This is a genomic window from Paenibacillus sp. FSL W8-0919 (assembly GCF_038003785.1).
Lineage (GTDB): Bacteria > Bacillota > Bacilli > Paenibacillales > Paenibacillaceae > Paenibacillus_AQ > Paenibacillus_AQ lactis.
This window is the reverse complement of sequence record NZ_JBBOPV010000001.1, coordinates 6,017,770-6,036,710: the sequence shown is the minus strand read 5'-3', so window position 1 is coordinate 6,036,710 and position 18,941 is coordinate 6,017,770. Positions and strand designations below refer to the sequence as shown.

The 18,941-nt window shown below is 55.5% G+C and carries 17 protein-coding genes; 14 read left to right on the top strand and 3 right to left on the bottom strand.

All coding sequences use genetic code 11. From position 1 onward, the window contains the following. Positions 1 to 241: 241 nt before the first annotated feature. The 10 genes from NST44_RS27425 to NST44_RS27380 all read left to right on the top strand — a co-directional run bounded on the left by NST44_RS27425 (position 242) and on the right by NST44_RS27380 (position 12,324). A complete protein-coding gene (locus NST44_RS27425; protein ID WP_340901462.1) occupies positions 242 to 1,774 on the top strand; it encodes an extracellular solute-binding protein in 1,533 nt (510 codons plus the stop codon). An 85-nt stretch (positions 1,775 to 1,859) separates the two neighbouring features. Then, positions 1,860 to 2,819, top strand: coding sequence for an ABC transporter permease (locus tag NST44_RS27420; protein ID WP_007129323.1), 960 nt, complete (start codon positions 1,860 to 1,862; stop codon positions 2,817 to 2,819). 20 nt (positions 2,820 to 2,839) lie between these two features. Continuing rightward, on the top strand, positions 2,840 to 3,718 hold the full coding sequence (locus tag NST44_RS27415; RefSeq protein ID WP_007129324.1) for a carbohydrate ABC transporter permease: 879 nt from the start codon (positions 2,840 to 2,842) through the stop codon (positions 3,716 to 3,718). Between the two features lie 16 nt (positions 3,719 to 3,734). Beyond that, positions 3,735 to 5,294, top strand: coding sequence for a family 43 glycosylhydrolase (locus tag NST44_RS27410; protein ID WP_340901133.1), 1,560 nt, complete (start codon positions 3,735 to 3,737; stop codon positions 5,292 to 5,294). Positions 5,295 to 5,311: 17 nt separating this feature from the next. Beyond that, the gene (locus NST44_RS27405; RefSeq protein WP_213614269.1) at positions 5,312 to 6,436 is read left to right on the top strand and encodes a hypothetical protein; all 1,125 of its coding nucleotides are present in this window, start codon (positions 5,312 to 5,314) and stop codon (positions 6,434 to 6,436) included. After that, a complete protein-coding gene (locus tag NST44_RS27400; RefSeq protein WP_340901130.1) occupies positions 6,429 to 7,697 on the top strand; it encodes an MFS transporter in 1,269 nt (422 codons plus the stop codon). Before NST44_RS27405 ends, NST44_RS27400 begins: the two co-directional genes overlap by 8 nt. 369 nt (positions 7,698 to 8,066) lie before the next feature. After that, complete coding sequence (locus tag NST44_RS27395) at positions 8,067 to 8,402, top strand: cupin domain-containing protein (RefSeq protein ID WP_210095232.1); 336 nt, start codon at positions 8,067 to 8,069, stop codon at positions 8,400 to 8,402. A gap of 77 nt (positions 8,403 to 8,479) precedes the next feature. Beyond that, on the top strand, positions 8,480 to 9,289 hold the full coding sequence (locus tag NST44_RS27390) for an alpha/beta hydrolase (protein ID WP_251536990.1): 810 nt from the start codon (positions 8,480 to 8,482) through the stop codon (positions 9,287 to 9,289). A gap of 386 nt (positions 9,290 to 9,675) precedes the next feature. Beyond that, entirely contained in the window at positions 9,676 to 11,295 is a 1,620-nt protein-coding gene (locus NST44_RS27385) for a helix-turn-helix domain-containing protein (protein ID WP_210095234.1), read from the top strand. Between the two features lie 69 nt (positions 11,296 to 11,364). Next, positions 11,365 to 12,324: an ABC transporter substrate-binding protein gene (locus NST44_RS27380; RefSeq protein ID WP_210095235.1), complete on the top strand. Its 960-nt coding sequence runs from the start codon at positions 11,365 to 11,367 to the stop codon at positions 12,322 to 12,324. A gap of 294 nt (positions 12,325 to 12,618) precedes the next feature. On the opposite strand, the gene NST44_RS27375 is transcribed toward NST44_RS27380, so the two are convergent. Genes NST44_RS27375 through NST44_RS27365 form a run of 3 tightly spaced genes read right to left on the bottom strand, consistent with a single transcriptional unit; the run spans position 12,619 to position 15,882 of the window. Then, entirely contained in the window at positions 12,619 to 13,725 is a 1,107-nt protein-coding gene (locus tag NST44_RS27375) for an ABC transporter permease (protein ID WP_007129332.1), read from the bottom strand. After that, positions 13,691 to 14,716, bottom strand: coding sequence for an ABC transporter ATP-binding protein (locus NST44_RS27370; protein ID WP_007129333.1), 1,026 nt, complete (start codon positions 14,714 to 14,716; stop codon positions 13,691 to 13,693). The genes NST44_RS27375 and NST44_RS27370 overlap by 35 nt, the downstream gene beginning before the upstream one ends. Before the next feature lie 2 nt (positions 14,717 to 14,718). After that, positions 14,719 to 15,882 carry a COG1470 family protein gene (locus NST44_RS27365; protein ID WP_007129334.1) on the bottom strand — a complete coding sequence of 388 codons (1,164 nt, stop codon included), beginning with the start codon at positions 15,880 to 15,882 and terminating at the stop codon, positions 14,719 to 14,721. A gap of 262 nt (positions 15,883 to 16,144) precedes the next feature. Here NST44_RS27365 and NST44_RS27360 point away from each other — a divergent pair, with 262 nt between their 5' ends. The 4 genes from NST44_RS27360 (at position 16,145) to NST44_RS27345 (ending at position 18,934) form a co-directional block, all read left to right on the top strand. Then, complete coding sequence (locus NST44_RS27360) at positions 16,145 to 16,747, top strand: sigma-70 family RNA polymerase sigma factor (protein ID WP_007129335.1); 603 nt, start codon at positions 16,145 to 16,147, stop codon at positions 16,745 to 16,747. Continuing rightward, complete coding sequence (locus tag NST44_RS27355; RefSeq protein WP_007129336.1) at positions 16,728 to 17,582, top strand: anti-sigma factor domain-containing protein; 855 nt, start codon at positions 16,728 to 16,730, stop codon at positions 17,580 to 17,582. The genes NST44_RS27360 and NST44_RS27355 overlap by 20 nt, the downstream gene beginning before the upstream one ends. Then, positions 17,569 to 17,763, top strand: a complete 195-nt coding sequence (locus NST44_RS27350) for a hypothetical protein (RefSeq protein WP_138919324.1) — start codon at positions 17,569 to 17,571, stop codon at positions 17,761 to 17,763. The genes NST44_RS27355 and NST44_RS27350 overlap by 14 nt, the downstream gene beginning before the upstream one ends. Positions 17,764 to 17,890: 127 nt before the next feature. After that, positions 17,891 to 18,934, top strand: a complete 1,044-nt coding sequence (locus NST44_RS27345; protein ID WP_210095236.1) for a dienelactone hydrolase family protein — start codon at positions 17,891 to 17,893, stop codon at positions 18,932 to 18,934. The last annotated feature ends 7 nt before the right edge of the window (positions 18,935 to 18,941 follow it).

The following is an 18,941-nucleotide window of genomic DNA, read 5'->3' as shown; positions in this document are numbered from 1 at the left end:
GCTGAAGTAATCACTGCTTGCCTGTGAGCGCCTTGCATAGCCTTGCTCTTCGGGCATTCGCTCCGTCTCAATCGATGCAGGCGTTGACAGCATAATCATTAGATTTGATGACGATTCTGACGCACCGTCCCAGCCGTTCGAGCCGCACACCCAATCCCGGGATTATATGCGTACCCGCCATCCCTCCGTTAAGCTGTTCATGCCAGCCCAAATTGAAATTTTAAAAATGGAGGTCAGAATGATGAAAAAGAAAAAAGCCAGTACCATACTGGCAATTGTAACCGCTTTAGCGGTATTGGCAGGCTGCGGCGGCGGCTCAACAGCAACGGGCAGTCAGAACGGCGAAGCGCCTGCAGGCGGCGAACAAGCGAAGGGTCCGGTATCCATCTCCATCATGGCAAACCTCCACACGCCGGAAGTTCCTTCGGATAAGATTGAGAAAATCATTGAGGAAAAAACGAACACGAACCTGGAGATCCAGTGGGTGCCGGACGGAACGTATGACGAAAAAGTAAATGCTTCCCTGGCGACAGGAACGCTGCCTCAGGTTACCTATCTAAAGAATGCGGCTTCCCTCGTCAATATGCGGGATGCAATCCGGAACGGCCAATTCTGGGAAATCGGACCTCTGCTGGACCAATACCCGAATCTCAGCAGGCTGAAACCGGATGTCTTGAAGAATACGGCCGTGGACGGCAAAGTATACGCGCTGTACCGCGAGGTTCCGCTCTCCCGGCAGGGCATTATCTACCGCAAGGACTGGGCTGACAAGCTTGGGCTCGGGACACCAACGACGATCGACGAATTTTACAATATGCTGAAGCAGTTCAAGGAGAATGATCCGGACGGCAACGGCAAGGACGATACGATTCCGCTGACGGATCGGAACGACCTCATCTACGGCGCCTTCAAAACGATCAGCTCCTGGTTCGGAACGCCGAATAACTGGGGAGAGAAGGACGGCAAGCTCGCACCTGAATTCATGTTTCCGGAGTATATGGAAACGATGAAATTTTTCAAGAAGCTTCATCAGGAAGGATTGATCAATCAGGACTTCCCGGTGACGAGCAAAACGGACCAGCAGAATCTGCTGATTACCGGCAAGGCCGGGGTATACATCGGTGCGATGGGCGATGTATCCAGCCTGCATCCGAAAGTGGTGGAGGTTAACCCGAATGCCGAGCTGGATGTGCAGAACAAGATCGAGGGCGGTCCTAACGGCTTCGGCATCTGGTCCGTTCCGGGATACGGCTCCGTTATCCTCTTCCCGAAAACCGCGATTAAATCCGAAGAGGAGCTGAAAGACGTGCTTGCCTTCATGGATCAGCTGATGAGCACGGAGCTCGGAAACCTCATCTATTGGGGCATAGAGGGCGAGCATCATAAGATCGAAGACGGCAAGGTCGTTCCTTCTGAGGACACGAAGCTGACCGACCGTGAAGTCAAGCCTTACCAGGCGATGCAGGTCGGAGGACCGTTAACGGTTGAAGGCTTCCTGGAAGCGAAGCATATCCTCCCGGTCAAGGCGAAATCGGAGGAATTGATCGTTGAGAATAACGATTACTTGATCGAGGATCCGTCAGCTGCGCTGGATTCCAAAACGTTTAATGAGAAGGGCGTGCAGCTGCAGGAGATGATTAAAGACGGAACTTACCAATTCATGCTGGGTGATATTGATGAAGCGGGCTTCCAGGCCGTTATCGATAATTGGCTAAAGAGCGGCGGACAGCAAATTATCGACGAATATAACGCATCGTATGAAGCATCCAAATAACGAAACATGCCACCATCCCGGAAGCAGGGAGACTGCAGATGATGCAGTCTCCCGTTAAACCGGGGACAGAAAGGAAGTCGAAGTCATGAGCGAAACCGCCGTGCAGGCCGGAATGGGCAAAGGCGCCAAGACGAAGCCGGATTCCGGACGAATGAGAAGGATATGGAAGAACCGGGCGATCTATCTCATGATTGTTCCCGGATTTTTATACTTTTTGATCTTCAAGTATATTCCGATGTCGGGATTGATTATCGCATTTCAGGATTATCAGGCCTATCTCGGCGTGATGGACAGCCCGTGGGTCGGGCTCAAGCATTTCGAGCGGCTGTTTACCGAGCCGATGTTCTTTACGATTTTGCGCAATACGTTACTGCTGTTTTTTATGAACCTGCTGTTCTATTTCCCGGTGCCGATCATTCTTGCCCTCATGCTGAATGAAGTGCGGCGCGAGGTGTTTAAACGGTTTATCCAAACCTTGGTCTACATTCCCCATTTCATGTCCTGGGTCATTATCGTATCCATATCGTTCGTTATGCTGTCCATGGACCGCGGGATCATTAACGAGCTGCTGGTCATGGCCGGCTTCGACAAAATTAACTTCTTGATGAGCAGCGATTGGTTCAGGCCGATGTATATCGTCCAGGTGATATGGCGGGAGGCCGGATGGGGGACGATCATCTATCTGGCTGCCATGGCCGCGATCGATCCCGGATTGTACGAGGCTTCCCGGATAGACGGTGCCAGCCGTTTTCGGCAAATGTGGCATATTACGCTCCCTTCGATCCGCAGCGTGATCGTTGTCCTGCTGATCCTGAAAATCGGGGACGTACTGGAGCTTGGGTTCGAACATATCTATCTCCTCCTGAACTCGATGAATCGGGATGTGGCGGAGATATTCGATACGTATGTGTATACGGCCGGTCTTAAGCAGGGACAATTCAGCTTCAGCACGGCGGTCGGATTTTTCAAATCGCTGATCGGCCTGATCTTGGTCATGCTGGCGAATTGGCTGGCCAAAAAGGCCGGAGAAGAAGGAATCTACTAATACGAGAAAGGTTGATCGCTATGGTCCAAGATAAAACGATCTCGAGCCGTATCTTCGATTTCGTCAACTATACGCTGCTGCTGATCATCGGGCTGGTTACGATTTTGCCTTTCCTTCACGTCATCGCCGGTTCGTTCACGACGGTGACGGAGCTGGCGCAGAAGCAGTTCGTCCTTTTTCCAACCGTATGGTCGCTTGATGCCTACAAATATATTTTTTCAACCAATACGGTGTTCAAATCGCTTGGCGTTTCCGTGGGCGTCACATTCTTCGGCACGCTGTTCAGTATGCTGCTGACCTGCCTCATGGCTTACGGTTTATCCCGCAAGGATCTGGACGGCCGCAATTTCATCATGTTCATGGTGCTGTTCACGATGCTGTTCAGCGGCGGCATGATTCCGACGTTTCTGGTCGTTAAGGAGATGGGGTTGATCGATTCGTATGCCGCGCTGATCGTCCCGTCCGCCATCAATGCCTTTAACCTGATCATTATGCGAAATTTCTTTCAAAATTTGCCGGAGGGGCTGGAGGAATCCGCGAAGATTGACGGGGCGGGCGATTGGGGGATTCTGTTCCGGATCGTCATTCCTTTGTCGATGCCGGCCATTGCAACCATCTCGTTGTTTTATGCCGTTACGTATTGGAATACGTATATGCAGGCGATTTTGTATTTAAACGATGCGGCCAAATGGCCGGTGCAGGTCATCCTGCGGCAAATCGTCATCCTGGCCAGCGGCTTGGCCGCGGACACCTCCGGCATGGAGGACATCGTTCGTCCGCCGGAGCAAACGGTGAAGATGGCGGTCATCGTTGTGGCAACGCTGCCGATTTTATGCGTATATCCGTTCCTGCAGAAGCATTTTGCCAAAGGGGCGCTGCTTGGTTCCATCAAGGGATAAGAAGAGGTGTAGAAGCATGACGCATGCAGAAGCAGAATCACGCGGTGAGACGAATGGCCTTAACAGGCCGACTGGTTCGGAGCCGGGCGATGCATCCGGTCAGGGTGCCGTGCTCCTGGACTCTGTACCTCAAGATCCCGTTCACGAGGATGCCGTGCTCCAGGACTCGGATGCCGGGCTTTATGCTCCGATCATCGCGGGCAACTACGCCGACCCGTCGATCATCCGGGTCGGCGATGATTACTATATGACCCATTCATCATATAAGCTGACGCCGGGGCTCATCATCTGGCACTCGCGGGATCTGCGGAATTGGCGCCGCGTCGGTGCGGCCCTCACCCGGTATGCGGGGGATGTATGGGCGCCGGATTTCGTGATGCATAACGATAGATTCTATATCTATTATCCTGCAGGCGGAACCAATTGGGTCGTTACCGCCTCTAACCCGGCCGGGCCTTGGAGCGAGCCGGTAAGCCTCGGGATTCGAGGGATCGATCCCGGACATACGGTGGGACCTGACGGCAAAAGGTATTTGCACATGTCCGGCGGAGCGTTCGCGACATTGTCGGACGACGGGCTGTCGGTCATCGGCGAGGTCAAGCAAGTGTATGACGGCTGGAGGTATCCGCAGGATTGGGTGGTGGAGGCATACAGCCTGGAGGGGCCGAAGGTGACCTATCATAACGGCTATTATTACTTGACGGTAGCGGTTGGCGGAACGGCAGGACCGCCGACCAGCCACATGGCCGTTTCGTCGAGATCGAGAACGCCATGGGGACCATGGGAGCATTCCCCCTATAATCCGATTATCCGCACGTGGTCGAAGGAAGAGCCGTGGTGGTCCAAGGGGCACGCCTCTTTGATTGATACGCCGGACGGCGAATGGTGGATGGTCTATCATGCGTACAGGAACGGCTACCATACGCTGGGCCGCCAGACCCTGCTGGAGCGCGTCGAATGGTCCGCTGACGGCTGGTTTCGAGTGGCTGGCAGGGGCAGGGGCGTCAACTCGCCGCCGCAAGAGGTGCTTCTCGATTCGCTGAACGAGGCGGAGCTCGGGCTGCACTGGCAGTGCGAGGGTTGCGCGCCATCGTCCAGATTTCGCACCGGACCTAATGGCCTGACGGCAGAAGGAACGGCTGAGGGAGCGGAACGGTCGCCGCTCTTCTTCATGCCGGGACATGAGCGGTATACGGCTCAGGTGGAAATTGCCGTGGAAGGGGATGCCGAGGGCCGGCTGCTGCTATATTACAACGAATCGGCCTGTCTGGGCATCGGGATCAGCGCCAAGGGGGTTCGGCATTTCCGGTCGTTCAAGAGCTATGCGGTCATCCCGACCGGAGGAGGACGTGCATTTCTGCGCATCGTCAATGACGAGCATATCGTGTCTTTCTACTTTAGCTCTGATGGTGCGGAATGGTTCCGATACGACAAGACGGTAGAAGTGTCGGGCATGCATCATAATACGCTCGGCGGCTTCCAAAGCCTGCGCATCGGGCTGGATGTCGCCGGGGCCGGCAAGGCAATCTTTCGAAACTTTTCGTATGAAGCAGAAGCATGGACAGCCGGACAATGAGGGGAGGAGGTGGCGGCATGCAGCGGTTACAGGACATTTTAGAGAGCGGGGACGGGCTCTTCGAAGGCTTCTTCGAATGGCTTGAGGGACAATATGATCCCGAGTCGGGCGGCTTCTATTATGCTCGGAGCTCCCGGAACTCGCCCCGGCTCACCCCGGATATCGAATCGACGGCTCAAGCGCTGGGCATTATCGAGCGCTGCGGCCTTGCAGCGGGACTGACAGAGGAAGTGAAGGGGCGCATGATCCGCTTCTTTCAGTCGAAGCAGGATCCCGTTACGGGCTATTTCTATGATGCGAATCCGGATATGAGACGAGATGAGGTTATGGTGGGACGTGCACTCGGCTACAGCGCCGGTTCCCTCCGGAAGCTCGGGGCAGCCCCGTTATATCCGCTGCCGGGAGCCGGGGGCTCCGAAGAGGCGGCACCGGATTATTGCCGCAGCCCTGCGGCATATCACGATTGGCTGCGCTCAATCAGTCTGGTGAACAGCTGGCGCGGATGCGACAGGCTGTGCAACTCGGCGCCGTACCTGCTGCAAATGCCTATGGAGAAGCGGGAGACGTATCTCCAAGTGGCGTTATCCTATTTTGCCGAAATTCAGGATCCGGACACAGGCTTATGGGGCGAAGGCGCCCCCTATGTCCGCATATCCGGTACGTTTAAGCTGCTGACGTTTTATAACCGGTTTGGGATCCCGCTGCCGCGCGTCCCGGAAATTTACCGCTCGCTTCTGCAAATCCTGAGAACCGAGAGGGCGGAGGATATGTGCTATATCCGGAATCCGATCAGTCTTCTGTCATCGATGAACATGGATATTGCTGAGGATGAAATGGTCGAAATCGCGGAAATTACGCTGTGGAATATGGCGAGGCTCAAGCGTGCGGACGGTGGCTTCTCTCGAGAGCTGCATCGCTCGCCGCCGGCGCCGAACGTCGCCCAGGTCAAGCCGGGGGAGAGCTATCCGGACATGCCGCCTCCGGTCCCCCTCGGCCGGGGAGAGGTCGAGGGAGACATGAATGCGGGAACGCAGGCCATCCTGATCCGCTACACGCTTCGGGAGCTAAGCGGGCTTCCTGCCTCTCCGCTTCAGGTAGCGATATTCAGTCCCCGACTCCGTCAAATTGCCGCGGATGAATAGGACTCTGCAGCAGGGGAGCGCTCGGCGAGACAGCGAAAGAAGACGTCTTTCGAGCGAAGCGGGCGTTACTCTATTCAATCACGGCATTTATCAATTCGGCAATGCCCTTGCCGCGATTCTCGTCAACCTGTATTTGTGGCGGCTCACGAATGATCTATGGGTAAACGGCATGTTTAATCTGATTACGCTCGCTGCCGCCCCGGTAGCTTCCGTATTTATTGGCAAGCTGGCCAAGCTGAAAGATCGGCTGCTGGCATACCGGCTCGGAATCGGCTTGACGGCCTTGTTCTATCTTGGTATTCTGATCGCCGGCGAACGGATGGCGGATTATTATGTCGGGTTTGCCCTTCTGAAAGGCATATCGACTGCGTTTTACTGGCTGGGCCATTTTACGCTGATCAATGATGTAACCGATCATGACAACCGCCACCGCTACCTCGGGGTCAACCTGACCATTACCAACCTGTCCATGCTCGCTGGTCCTGCCGCAGCCGGCGCGCTGGTGGAATGGTCCGGGGGAATGCAGGGGTACACCTACGTGTATTTGCTTGCATTCGCTATGTTTGTCTATGCATCGGTAAACAGCCTTAGAATGAAGAAGCAAGCGACCCATCATAAAGCCTATTACCTCAAATACGCCTTCAGGATGATGCGCAAATATCCGGCTTTCGGCCGGTCACTGGCGGGCTGGTTTCTGTTCGGCCTTCCGCAGGGCATTCTTGGCTATATTCCGGCGATTCTGCTGTTTCAAGCCGTTCCTAGAGAATCCTTCGTCAACTATTTGAACGTGGCTTTTCTGGGGGTGACGATGCTGTCCGGTCTGGTGCTCGCCAGATGGGGCAGGGCCGAGTGGAACGATTTATACCTGGCCGCAGCTGCGATCGGGTTCATCGCAGGCGTCATCCCCTTGTTCTTGGGCGTGCAGCTGTGGACGGTCATCTTATTCATGGCGGTGTTCTCGCTCGTAAAGCCGCTGCAAAACAACGCCTATACCTCGCATTATTACAAGCTAAGCGGAGAGCTCCCGCTGAAGGAGCATTTTAAGGTGGAGTCGGTGGTGCTGCGTGAAATATTCACCAACGCCGGACGCGGAACCGGAGTCGCCATATACATGCTGATTCCCGGTTCCCTGACGGACAGCCCGATTGCCTGGATGCTGATGGCTATCGCGCTGCTGCAGCTTCTCATCGGCTGGCTTGCGTCGCCGGTATTTCCAGCGATGCGGATCACCCTATCCGGCCAGCGCAATCGAGATCTGTGACGGGCAAGGCGATGGATGTTGAAGTGTTCGGTTTTCAGAGGGGGATTGGGGGTGCAGCGGCTGCGGGGCAGTGAGGGGATATAAGGGCAGGAGACTGGCAAGAGGAGAGGCCTTAGGAGCGGACGTTCGAGATGGGATCCGATCCGTAAAAATTGGTTTTCTTCATAGGAATTCAGGCTTTCCCCGCCGAAGTAGGTACGATGCTGCATGCAGTGAAATGAGCGGTCCGAAACGGCGAGCGTTCGACAACAGGAAGACGTGATGGCGGATAAATGTTGTGCAGTCTAGTGTTGTTTATGGTGACAAGGCTGCTCATCTCCTCAGCGCATTGAAATTGTATCCATCACGACCCGAAAGGAGGAATGATCCATGGCAGTCATCGGCAGCTGGGAGCAGGCCGAGCCCGGCGTGAAACGGAAAGTGTTTCAGCCCGGGAAGGAGCTGATGATGATGGAGGTTCATTTTGAGAAGGGAGCCGAAGGAGCCCTGCACAGCCATCCGCATGAGCAGATGAGCTATTGTCTGGAAGGACGGATGGAATTTCGCATCGGCGGGGAGTCTTTCATCATCAGTCAGGGAGAGACCATCGTTATTCCAGGCGGCGTCGAGCATGGCGTTATCGCGCTGGAGCCGTCGGCGCTGCTAGACACGTTCACCCCGCTGCGAACCGATCTTCTCGGGAAATCAACAGCTCCTCGGGTGTGAAGTCGGTCCAAGCATTGCATGCATGCAGTTAAACGATTTGCATAACAAACATGGAAGGCTGAAAGGGGACATCCATCATGAAGCTGTGGGAAGAGGAAACACCGGGTTACGAGTCGGCAGAGGAACGGTTTGAACCTTATATGAAGCCATACTTGCTGGAAAGGAATAATCCTGGAGGAGCCGTGATTGTCCTGCCGGGCGGAGGCTATCAGGGACGGGCCGATCATGAAGGGGAGCCTGTCGCTTTGTGGCTGAATTCGATCGGCTTATCCGCTTTTGTCGTTCAATACCGGGTTGCTCCATACCGGCATCCATATCCCCTGCTCGATGCACAGCGGGCGATCCGGCTGGTGAGGCACCATGCCCAGGAGTGGAGCATCGACCCGGAACGGATTGGAATTTTGGGGTTTTCTGCCGGAGGGCATCTGGCGGCTTGGGCGAGCAATGACCACGATTCCGGAGATCCGGAGGCCCTGGATCCCGTTGAGCGGCAGAGCAGCCGTCCAAATGCGTCCATCCTGTGCTACCCGGTTATTTCGTTTAACGAGTTTAGCCATGAGGGCTCCGTACATAACCTGCTGGGCGAGCATCCGTCCGAAGCGATGAGACGAACCCTGTCCATGCAGCACGCAGTGAAGCCGGGAACACCCCCTGCATTTCTGTGGCATACGTCGGATGACGGTGCGGTCCCGGTGGAGAACAGCCTGTTGTATGCCGGGGCCCTAAGCAAGCATCAAATTCCGTTTGAGCTGCACGTTTTCCCTCACGGTCGCCATGGCCTCGGATTAGCCGAGGAGGAGCCGGATGCTTCGCGCTGGACGGAGCTGTGCGAGGGTTGGCTGCGCAGCATCGGATTCATGGCGCAAGCGGCGATTACGGGAAGGTAAGGCGGCTAAAGGCTTATTTGCTAGGCTTGTCTTCTTAGCCAGAGGCCGGACTTTTATCCAACAAAAAGCTCACCCGATTGCTTGGCTCGGGTGAGCTTTTGAATGTATGCCCAGCATGGGCGTCATCTTTTGGGGGAATGTCCCGAGCGGGGGCTGGCGAGCGCCCGCCATTACCGTTAGCCAAGGGCAAGGGTGTCCATCGCGAGGTGGTGCGGCCCCGTATGTACATATGGTGTGAGAGGACGGGGGGGAGCCAACCCTCTTACTCGATTCTTCAATAAGGAAGAGCAATTCATAACTCAGATGCCGGACTGTAATTGAGAATGGTTATCACCCCGACTATAATAGGATAAAACATTGTTACCGTCAGAAGGGGGGCCCTCAGCATGGAAGAAACGCAATATTCGCTGTTTGGAGTACGCTATATTAAGCTTGGTCATACCGAAGAAGCTGCCGGCGGATTCATGGAAGCACATACCATGCTATTGGTAAGTAAAGGTTCCGGTGATTTGTATTTGAATGGAGTCAGGCATCGATTGAAAGCGAAGGCGATCTGTTATTGTCCGCCGGGGACGATTGCCGACATACGCCGGACGCCAAACTCGTCGGTTCCGCTCGAGCTTTATGAATTGCAATACGATGTATGGGAGTCCAAGGAGCAGACAACAAGCCGTATCATATACAGTAAGCGAATCTCTGCACTGATGGACACCGGTAAGCTTCCCGTCGCCGCTACTCACGAGGCTCTTGTCCTTGCTCAAGAACTATACCAATTCAAGCAAAGTCCCGGACTCAGCGGGAGACTAGCTGCCAACCTTCGCAAAGATGCGGTATTTAAACAACTGATGGGCACACTGCTGCAGTCAACCGACGATGAGGAGCGCGAGCAGGATTGGCTGGAGCGCATGAAACTTGCGGTGGATTATGTGGAGAAACATTTCGCCGAGATGATTACGCGTAACGACATGGCAAAGAGGGTAGGACTAACGCCGGAACACTTCTCCGTATCGTTCAAAAGAGCAACAGGATCCGGTTTCACGGAGTACCTGACACGGCTCCGCCTGGAGAAAGCCAGGGAGGAATTACTTAACGGCGAAGATCGTAATCTCGATCGAATCGCGAGGGAAATCGGCTATCAGGACGGCTTATATTTAAGCCGGAAATTCAAGCAATATTTCGGTTACTCTCCTCGCGATTATATTCAGCGTCCGAAACGTATCGTGGCCCTGCAATATGTGGGCCATTTGCTGGCGCTTGGACTTACGCCCGCAGGAACTTCGACCAATCTGCTGCGTGCCCGCCCCTATGCCGGAAGGCTGGGGGATGTAGCTGACGTCGGAGATGCTCGATCGCTCCAGAGGATATCATCGTTGCAGCCCGATCTGATCGTCACATCCGGACCGAACAGCGAGCCCTTATCACAGCTGGCTCCAACTATTTTACTTCCTTGGGGGCGGGAAGATACCTTGGACGAACTGCTTCGATTAGGCAGAGCACTCAATCGCGAACGCGAAGCGAAGAGCTGGATTGATGGATTTAGAGAGAAGGAAGAACTAGCTGCTGCTCAGGTAGCCAAAATGATCGGTTCACATGTTACGGCAGCCGTGTTTGAGTTTTGGGCGGATCGGATATGGGCGGTTAATATGGCGTACGGCAGAGGACTGCGCAATTTATACCGGACGTTTTCGTTTCGGCCACCGGGGCCGCTCGCAGAACATGTATTAGGTGAGGGGGTCGGCTTGGAGCTAACGCCGGACATGCTGGCAGCGTATGCCGCCGATTATATGTTCGTAACCATCTGGGAGAGTGGAGGCGGTACAGGCTATGCGGAACGAGTCATGAACAGCAAAGAATGGAGAAGATTGCCTGCCGTTCGAAACGGGAGGGTGTTCTTTCTCGATTTGGAGCTGTTTAAATATAATGATCCGCTTGCTTTGGAGCAGCAATTGACAATACTCACGGAACTTCTAACAAATGTCCATAGAACCGCTTACGGAACGCAATAGACTCGTGCAATCCTTGCCTTTATCATGATAATAATGATAATCATTATCAATAAGGTGGAGGGTTTAAAGATGCGGTTGCTTAAAGGATTGATGTTGTCTCTGGTCGGAAGTATGGTCATTGTGCTGGGAGCCTGCGGAAGCACGCAGCAGCAAAGCGAAATTGTCGAAGCCAATGGCGACCCTCAAGCAGCGGAAACACGTAAATATGAAACGGTCATGGGCGAGATCGAGATTCCGAAGGATCCGAAGCGAATTGTCGCGACGCAATATCTCGGCCATCTGCTAACCTTGGGAGTTAAGCCTGTAGGCGCAGGTACGGCCAGCCTGAATCAGTATTTTTTGCAGGATCTGACCGACGGAATCGAGGATATCGGTGACGATAAAGCGGCACTTGAGAAAATCGTATCCCTTGATCCCGATCTCATCATTAGACCTTCCGATAAAAACTATGAGGAGTTCGCTAAAATCGCACCAACGATTGTAATTCCCTGGGGAGCTAAAGATATATATGCCGAGCTGCGTGAATTCGGAGAAATCCTCGGGAAATCGGAGGAAGCGGAGGAAGCCATTCGGCGTTATGAGGAGAAGCTTGAAGAGGCTAGGGCGAAGCTTACCGGCGTTGTGAAGGAAGGAGAAACGGTTGGCGTCTATGAGATTTGGGCGAAAAATTTTTGGGTCGTAGGTGAGAGCTTTGGGCGAGGTACCCGCAACCTCTATTCGGGGCTTGGCTATCAGCCGCCGGAAGCCGTGAAAGAGCATATCGTCAACGGAGGAGCCGGCCGGGACATTTCCCTGGAAGCACTGCCGGAAATGGCCGCGGATTATATGTTCGTGACGGTTTACGATGCGGACGGAGGAGGAGAACGTGCCAAGGAGATTATGGAGAGTGCCATTTGGAAGTCACTTCCGGCTTACAAAAACAATCGCATTTTTACATTGGATATCAATCAGTTCTCGGCAGGCGATCTCATCTCGCTGGAGAAGCAATTGGAGATTCAGACGAATCTGCTGCTTGGCAATGGGAAGTAATGCATAGCGGCAAAGTGTCAATTGGATATTCATGGGACTATCGGAAATGTCCCGAAACATGAAGAACGCCCTTCCGACTTCCTGCTTGGAAGCGAAAGGGCTGAAAAGCTTGCTTTCTCTTTAGTTGGAGGTTAGTTAACCTTATGCAACCGACGTATGCGGATCCCCATGATAGGCAGTGAGGATGGGGGTGCCGTCTCCTCCTATTTGATCATAAGGAGACGGCGGCCATTTGCCTGCTGCCTGCGGCTACGGCCTCCATGCTCGGTCGGCTTGGACTAGCCGGCCTTCCGATTATGAGCGTCCTCGAATCTCTTGACGGAGGAAGAGGACGTAGGACAGGGCGAAGCAGATCAAGGTAAGCGCCGTGAGCCCCGTAATTTGCGGCCATACGAGCAGCAAGCTTTGCCCGAATGGCAAGGGGCTCGCGATGGCTCCGATCACCTGCTCGTTCGTCAGCGGTCCGAGATTTCGGACCGACGGGACAAGCAGCGTGGTGGTCGCTTCATTGAATAGGGTGTAAGGCGAGATGCGGTTCAGCCACATCATCAGATTTTGGTAGTTGAGCACGTCCTGAACCGTGGTCGTAGGGGCGCTCGGCGCGATTCCCTTTGCGATCAGCTGCAGGATCATATCGTAGAAAAAGCTGAAGAACAGCCATACCGCAATACAGGACAGCGCCGATGTCGCCGGCTGGCGGAAGCGGACCGAGAACATAATGGACAGGTTCAGCCAGAAGCCGACATAGAAGATCGTCACAAGCAAAAAGCTGATGATTCGCAGAAATTCCTCGAAGGTCGGCGGAATGCCGATGATCAGGGTTCCCAGCGCCATGGTCAGGAACCCGAGGGTCAGGAACATGATGCTGATGACGATCAGGGATGCGACGAATTTAGCGTTCAGCAGGTCGTCACGGTGAATCGGCTGAGCCATGATCCGGCTGAGCGTGCCTTTGTTCCGCTCGCTGTTTACCGCATCAAAGCCCATGCCGATTCCGAGCAGCGGCCCAAGAAACCCGACAAAGCCGATGAACGTCGGCAGGGTTCCGTCGGAGATGGTAAACAGCTTCAGCAGGACGAATTCCTGCACGCCGTCCTCCGAACCGAGGGCATCCCGGATGCTGTTCAACGCCGTATATAGAGAGGCTACGCAGGTAAGAGCAATAATGCCCAGAAGCAGAATAAAGCGCCAGCTTCGGATATGGTCGGATACCTCCTTGCGTACAAGGACGCCGAAGGCACCGGGTATGGAGCGGGATCTGCGTCCGCCGTGCGCCGCGCCTTCGCCGGAGGCGCGCACCGGCTTTCTCAGCATGTCTCGGCGGCTATGAAGCCATGCCTTCGCTTTGCTGGCGTAGCCGTTCAGTTTAGCCGCTGCGTTTGGCGTCGTCTCCTTTGCCATGAGGCTCACCTCCTGCAAAATAACGATGGTAAATTTCATCAAGACCGTATTCCTGGCGGTGCAAAGCAAACAGGCGCGCACCGGAACCGACTATGGCGCCCGCAATGTCGGGACTGCAGTCAGAATCGCACCGGATCTGCAGCCTGCAGCGGCCATCCGCGGACAGGGCGCCCTGTTGACCCGCAGCCCCTTGTCCTACAGTCTCGATTTCCAGGCGATGCACGCCATCAATCCCGCGGATGCTCTCCTCCAGGGCAGGCGATAGACCTTCGATGTCCGCTGTAATCAGCAGCGGATCGTCGGCGAACAGCGTCCTCGACAGGCTGGGGACATCGCCTTCGGCGAGCAGCCGTCCCCGGACGAACAGGCCGACTCTGTCGCAAATCTGCTGAACCTGATGGAGCTGATGCGAGGACAGGAGCACCGTCAGATTCTGCTCACGGCTTAGCTTGCGAATCAGGCTGAGCAGCTCCTCCATCCCGGTCGGGTCGATGCCCAAGGTCGGCTCGTCAAGAATGATGATTTCCGGGGACTTGACGAGCACATCGGCAAGCCCCAGGCGCTGGCGCATGCCTCGGGAATAAGCGCCAGTCTTCTTATGGGCGGCGTTATCCAGCCCGACCTGCTCCAGCAGCAGCTTTGCCCTCTCGCGCGCGGCATCCTCCGGGATGCCGTTCAGCCTGGCGGTAAGCATCAAGTTCTCCAGTCCCGTGCGGTCCTCATAGAAACCGACGTCATCAGGGAGGTAGCCGACCCGCTGCTTAACCGGAATCGGCTCTCGGGTCGGATTCATGCCGAGCACGTTAATCGTTCCGGAATCGGGCTCGCTCAGTCCGAGCAGCATCAAGATCGTGGTCGACTTCCCTGCCCCGTTCGGACCGAGCAGGCCGAAGATTTCGCCGCGCGATATTCGCAGGGAGAGGCGGTCGACGGCTTTCGCCTTGCCGTAGCTCTTCGTCAGCTCGTGAATGTCTATGACCGTTTCCGTCACGGTTATCTCCTCCCGTATTTGCGAATCAGATAGTAGATGCCGCCAATAATGGCCAAGATGATCAGGACGCCGATCCAGCCCCATAGCATGGAGCCTTTCACCGAAACGCGGAATTGGGCATCCGAGCTGGCCTCAGCCGCGGAAGCCTTCATGTTGGTTACATAATCGCCGGCGATCGCTTTATCGCTTGCGGTCAGCTTCGCCTCCACGGTCGTGGACTGGCCGGCCGGCAGGTTCTCGATCGTCTTTGGATTGAAGGTCACCTCCCAATCCACCGGTGCTTCGGAGCTCAAATTGATGTCCGACAGATCGGCGGTTCCCGTATTCTTTACCTGCAGCTCGACCGTCTTGCTGCCACCGGCGCTCACGCTCGTGCTCAGGAGGCCGGTCGGCGTCGTCAGCTCAAGCCCATAGGAACCGGTAATGACGGCTTCCAGCGTCAACTCGGACGAGGTGGATTGGTTGGAGGCCCGGATCGGAATCTTGAAGGTTCCTTCCGTAACCTCAGCCGGCGGTTTGACATCAACCGTGATCGATTGGTTCGCGCCCGGTTCGATCTCTACGGAAGACACCTGGTTCCCCCCTGAGGTGAATTTAACGTCCCAGCCTGCCTGGGCATCGGCTTGCAGCGCGTAATTTTGTTTACTGGCCGTACGGTTCTGCAGATTCACTGTGTAGGTGAAGGTGGAATCGGCATGGCCTTCCAAATTCGCCTGGTCGGTGGTCAGCTCCGTCTGATACGTTCCCTGCTCTGTAATATCGACGGTGAGCGGAAGGCTGCCCATGGAGCCGGCCGATAACTGGAAGCTGTAGGAGCCCTTGTTCACCTTGAGCGGAACGGTCACCTCAAGCGTTACGGATTCAGCTTCTCCCGGCTTGACCGATACCTCCTTCAGCTGCCATCCACCCCCGCTCAGCTTGGCTGTCCAGCCGTCGGGAAGGTTGTTTAATTGAAGCGGCGCCGTAACAACGCCGCCGGTATTGTTCTTGACCTCAACCGGATAATTTATCGTCTCTCCCGGCGGAGCGGATATGGAGGTATAGGGTGTATACAGCGTAACTTCCCCGGCTGCAAACACCGGCCTGCCTCCCGTCAGCAAGCTTGCGCCCAGCATAATGAGGAGCAGCAAGCTCAACGATTTTATTGACTTTCCAGCGATTCTCATGACAAAACCCCTCCTAGTGATTTCATTCATCCTTAGTACGAAGTAAAGGCGGGGATTGGATTTACGCGGAAGCTTAAAAACACATAAAAAATTCATTAAAGGAAGCTTAAAAAGCGAATGCTCCGTTCAAAACCGAAATCCGCTTTGCTACAATAATGAATCGAAAATAGCTGTCATAGCGCGTTTATGGTCAGCTTCGGGTTCCTTCATGGACAATCGCCTGGTTCGGGCGAAGACGATAAAGTCATGTTAGGGGGAGAAGATGGTGGGCGAGCATCCTGCGGAATGGCTTGCAGAGATTGCGGACGGATCGGCTGCGGCATTCGGGCGGTTCTATGACAACTACGCCCAGATGGTATATCGGCTTGCGCTGACGATGACCAAGGATCCGGCCGATGCGGAGGATTTATGTCAGGATATCTTTATGGAAGTGCTGCATAAGGCGGATCAGTACGATCCCGACCGGGGGAGCGTGGAGGCATGGCTTGCCGTACGAACGCGCAGCCGGGCGATGGACCGGCTCCGCCGCAAGCAGCGCATGACGGTGTGTGATTGGAATGAGGAGGAGCTGCCGGAGCCAATTCTGTTCAGCGAACGGGAATCCGTCGAGATGGCCGCTCTGCGCCGCGTGGAGCTGGATCAAGTGAAGGAGGCGCTGCGGGCCATTCCGCCGCTCCAGCGCATGGCCGTATATGGCAGCTACGTCGAACAGCTGTCCCACAGAGAAATGGCAGAAATGATGAAGCGCCCTGTCGGGACGATCAAATCGCTGATCCGCTACGGAATTCACAACGTGAGGCGGCGCCTTGACGCCGCCGATCCGAAGGAAGGGGGAGAGCCGAAGCATGATGCATACAAAGCATAGTCATCACGAAGATGATGCTGTCGTAAGCTGTCCGTTGTACTCGGAGGAGAAGCTGGCCGATTACGCGATGAATCGGCTGTCTGAAGCGGACCGCTCTGCAGTGGAACGCCATTTGCGGCATTGCGAAGCCTGCGCCCGGACGACCGCCGAGTGGCAGGCGATCTTGGGCGAAGCCGGGGGCTTCAGCGGCGGCTTGGTTCAGGAAGCCAGCGAGGGGGAAATCCCCGGCGGTTTCGATGCGGAGCCTGCATTCAGCACCGGGAAGGCATCCGATCGGACCGAGCCCAAGCCCGAGCCGTCCCAGCGGCTGCGAAAGAGACTTATGCGCGCGGCTTATGCGCGATCCCTGCGCAAACGTGCAGCCGCCAATCGCCGTTATGCGCTGCAGGCGATCGCGGGGGCGGCCCTCCTCGCCCTGTTCGTCGGGCTGTTTGCCTCGAAGGGGGCCGCGGGCAAGGAAGAAACCTTTGATCATGCGGTGAATCAGCGGATCGCGCATATGCAGAGCGCCGATACCGAACGGTTTGCCATCCAGCCGGTGGAGCCTTTCTATGGCAGCGGATCGGTCTGGTTAAAGCGCGGATCCGGGGAAATGCTGATTGTCGTTAACGGATTGTACTCTTTGAAGGAGAAGGATTACCAGGTATGGCTGCAGGATGAGGATCAGCTGTCGAGCGCAGGCTTTATGCTCGTTCAAGGGACGCAGGGCCGAAGCTATTATTACGGCTTTGGCGCTAAAAAAGCCAAGCGGATCGTCGTCAGCATGGAGCCTAAAGGAGGAAGCCTGCGGCCGACAGGTCCTGAGGCGGTGCTCGTCGATATTGAGAAGGAATAACACGAGCGCAAATCCGCAGCTGCGGGAGACAGCCGACCTGCGAAACAGCGGACTGCCGTTGGCAATCAATCGTATCGCCCGGTGCCGCAACGGCAAGATCCGCCGTCTTGGTGAGAGCAAGACCAATGACCGTTACACACCGGTTCCCTTAAGGATTGCGTCTGGTCAAGCAACCCGGTAAGGGGAACGGCCATGCATATGCCGGATGTCTAGCGTCTGTCTATAGAAAATAGAGCAATCGAGACACGGATCATATACGAATCATGTGATCCAATCTGAAATTTACTAAAAGGGCGGTGTAATAGCGGATGTGGTGGCATGCGGACGAATATTTGGAGAAGCTGTACGACAACAGCATGAAGTGTATAGAGACGGCGAAGGCGTCCCGTACGGCAGAGGAGAGAAAGCAGTACTTGAAGCATAAGCTGCGTGAGCTGCTCGGCGATTTTGATGCAAGCAAGGGTCCGGAGCCCGTACTGCTTGAACGAACGGTCTGTGACGGTTATATTCGGGAACGGGTTCAGCTGTCGGCGATACCCGGATTGTCGTTTGCAGCGTACGTGCTCGTTCCGGACAGCTACAGCCGCGACCCGCTGCCTGCTGTCGTAGCGCTTCACGGCCACGGATACGGAAGCAGGGAAATTGTCGGATTGAAGCCGGACGGCTCTCCGGACATGGAGCCGCCCGGAGCCCACGGGCATTTTGCCATCCAATTGGTGAAGCGGGGGATGATCGTCATCGCCCCGGACGTTGCCGGCTTCGGAGAGCGGCGGCTTATGGCGGATGTGACAGCTAACCCTGACGTGAACCACTCCTGCCTTCGCTTATCCACCCGGCTGATGATGCATGGCAAGACGCTGGCAGGTCTGCGCGTGACGGAGGCGTTAAAGACGGTCGATTATGCCGCCGGTCGGGCAGAGGTCCGTGACGATCGAATCGGCATCATGGGTTTTTCAGGCGGGGGGATGATTTCGTTCTTGACCGCGGTGCTGGACTTGCGAATCCGGGCTGCCGTCATTGCTGGATATCTGAATACGTTTAAGGACAGCATCTTGGCGATGCAGCACTGCGTCTGCAATTACATCCCCGGCATGCTGGCCCATGCCGAGCTCCCGGAGTGGCTGGGGCTGATCTCTCCCAGACCCTTGTTTGTGGAATCGGGCACCGATGATCGGATATTTCCCGAGCAGGGCTTTCGTGCCGCTGCTGATCAGCTCCGGGATATTTACCGGCGCGACGGGGCGGAGAATCGGCTGGTGGCCGATCTGTTCCCGGGAAGGCACCAAATCAGCGGTAGGTACTCGTACGATTGGCTGTTCGATCAGCTGAGCCAGCCGGGCGCGATAGAATGAGCAGGGA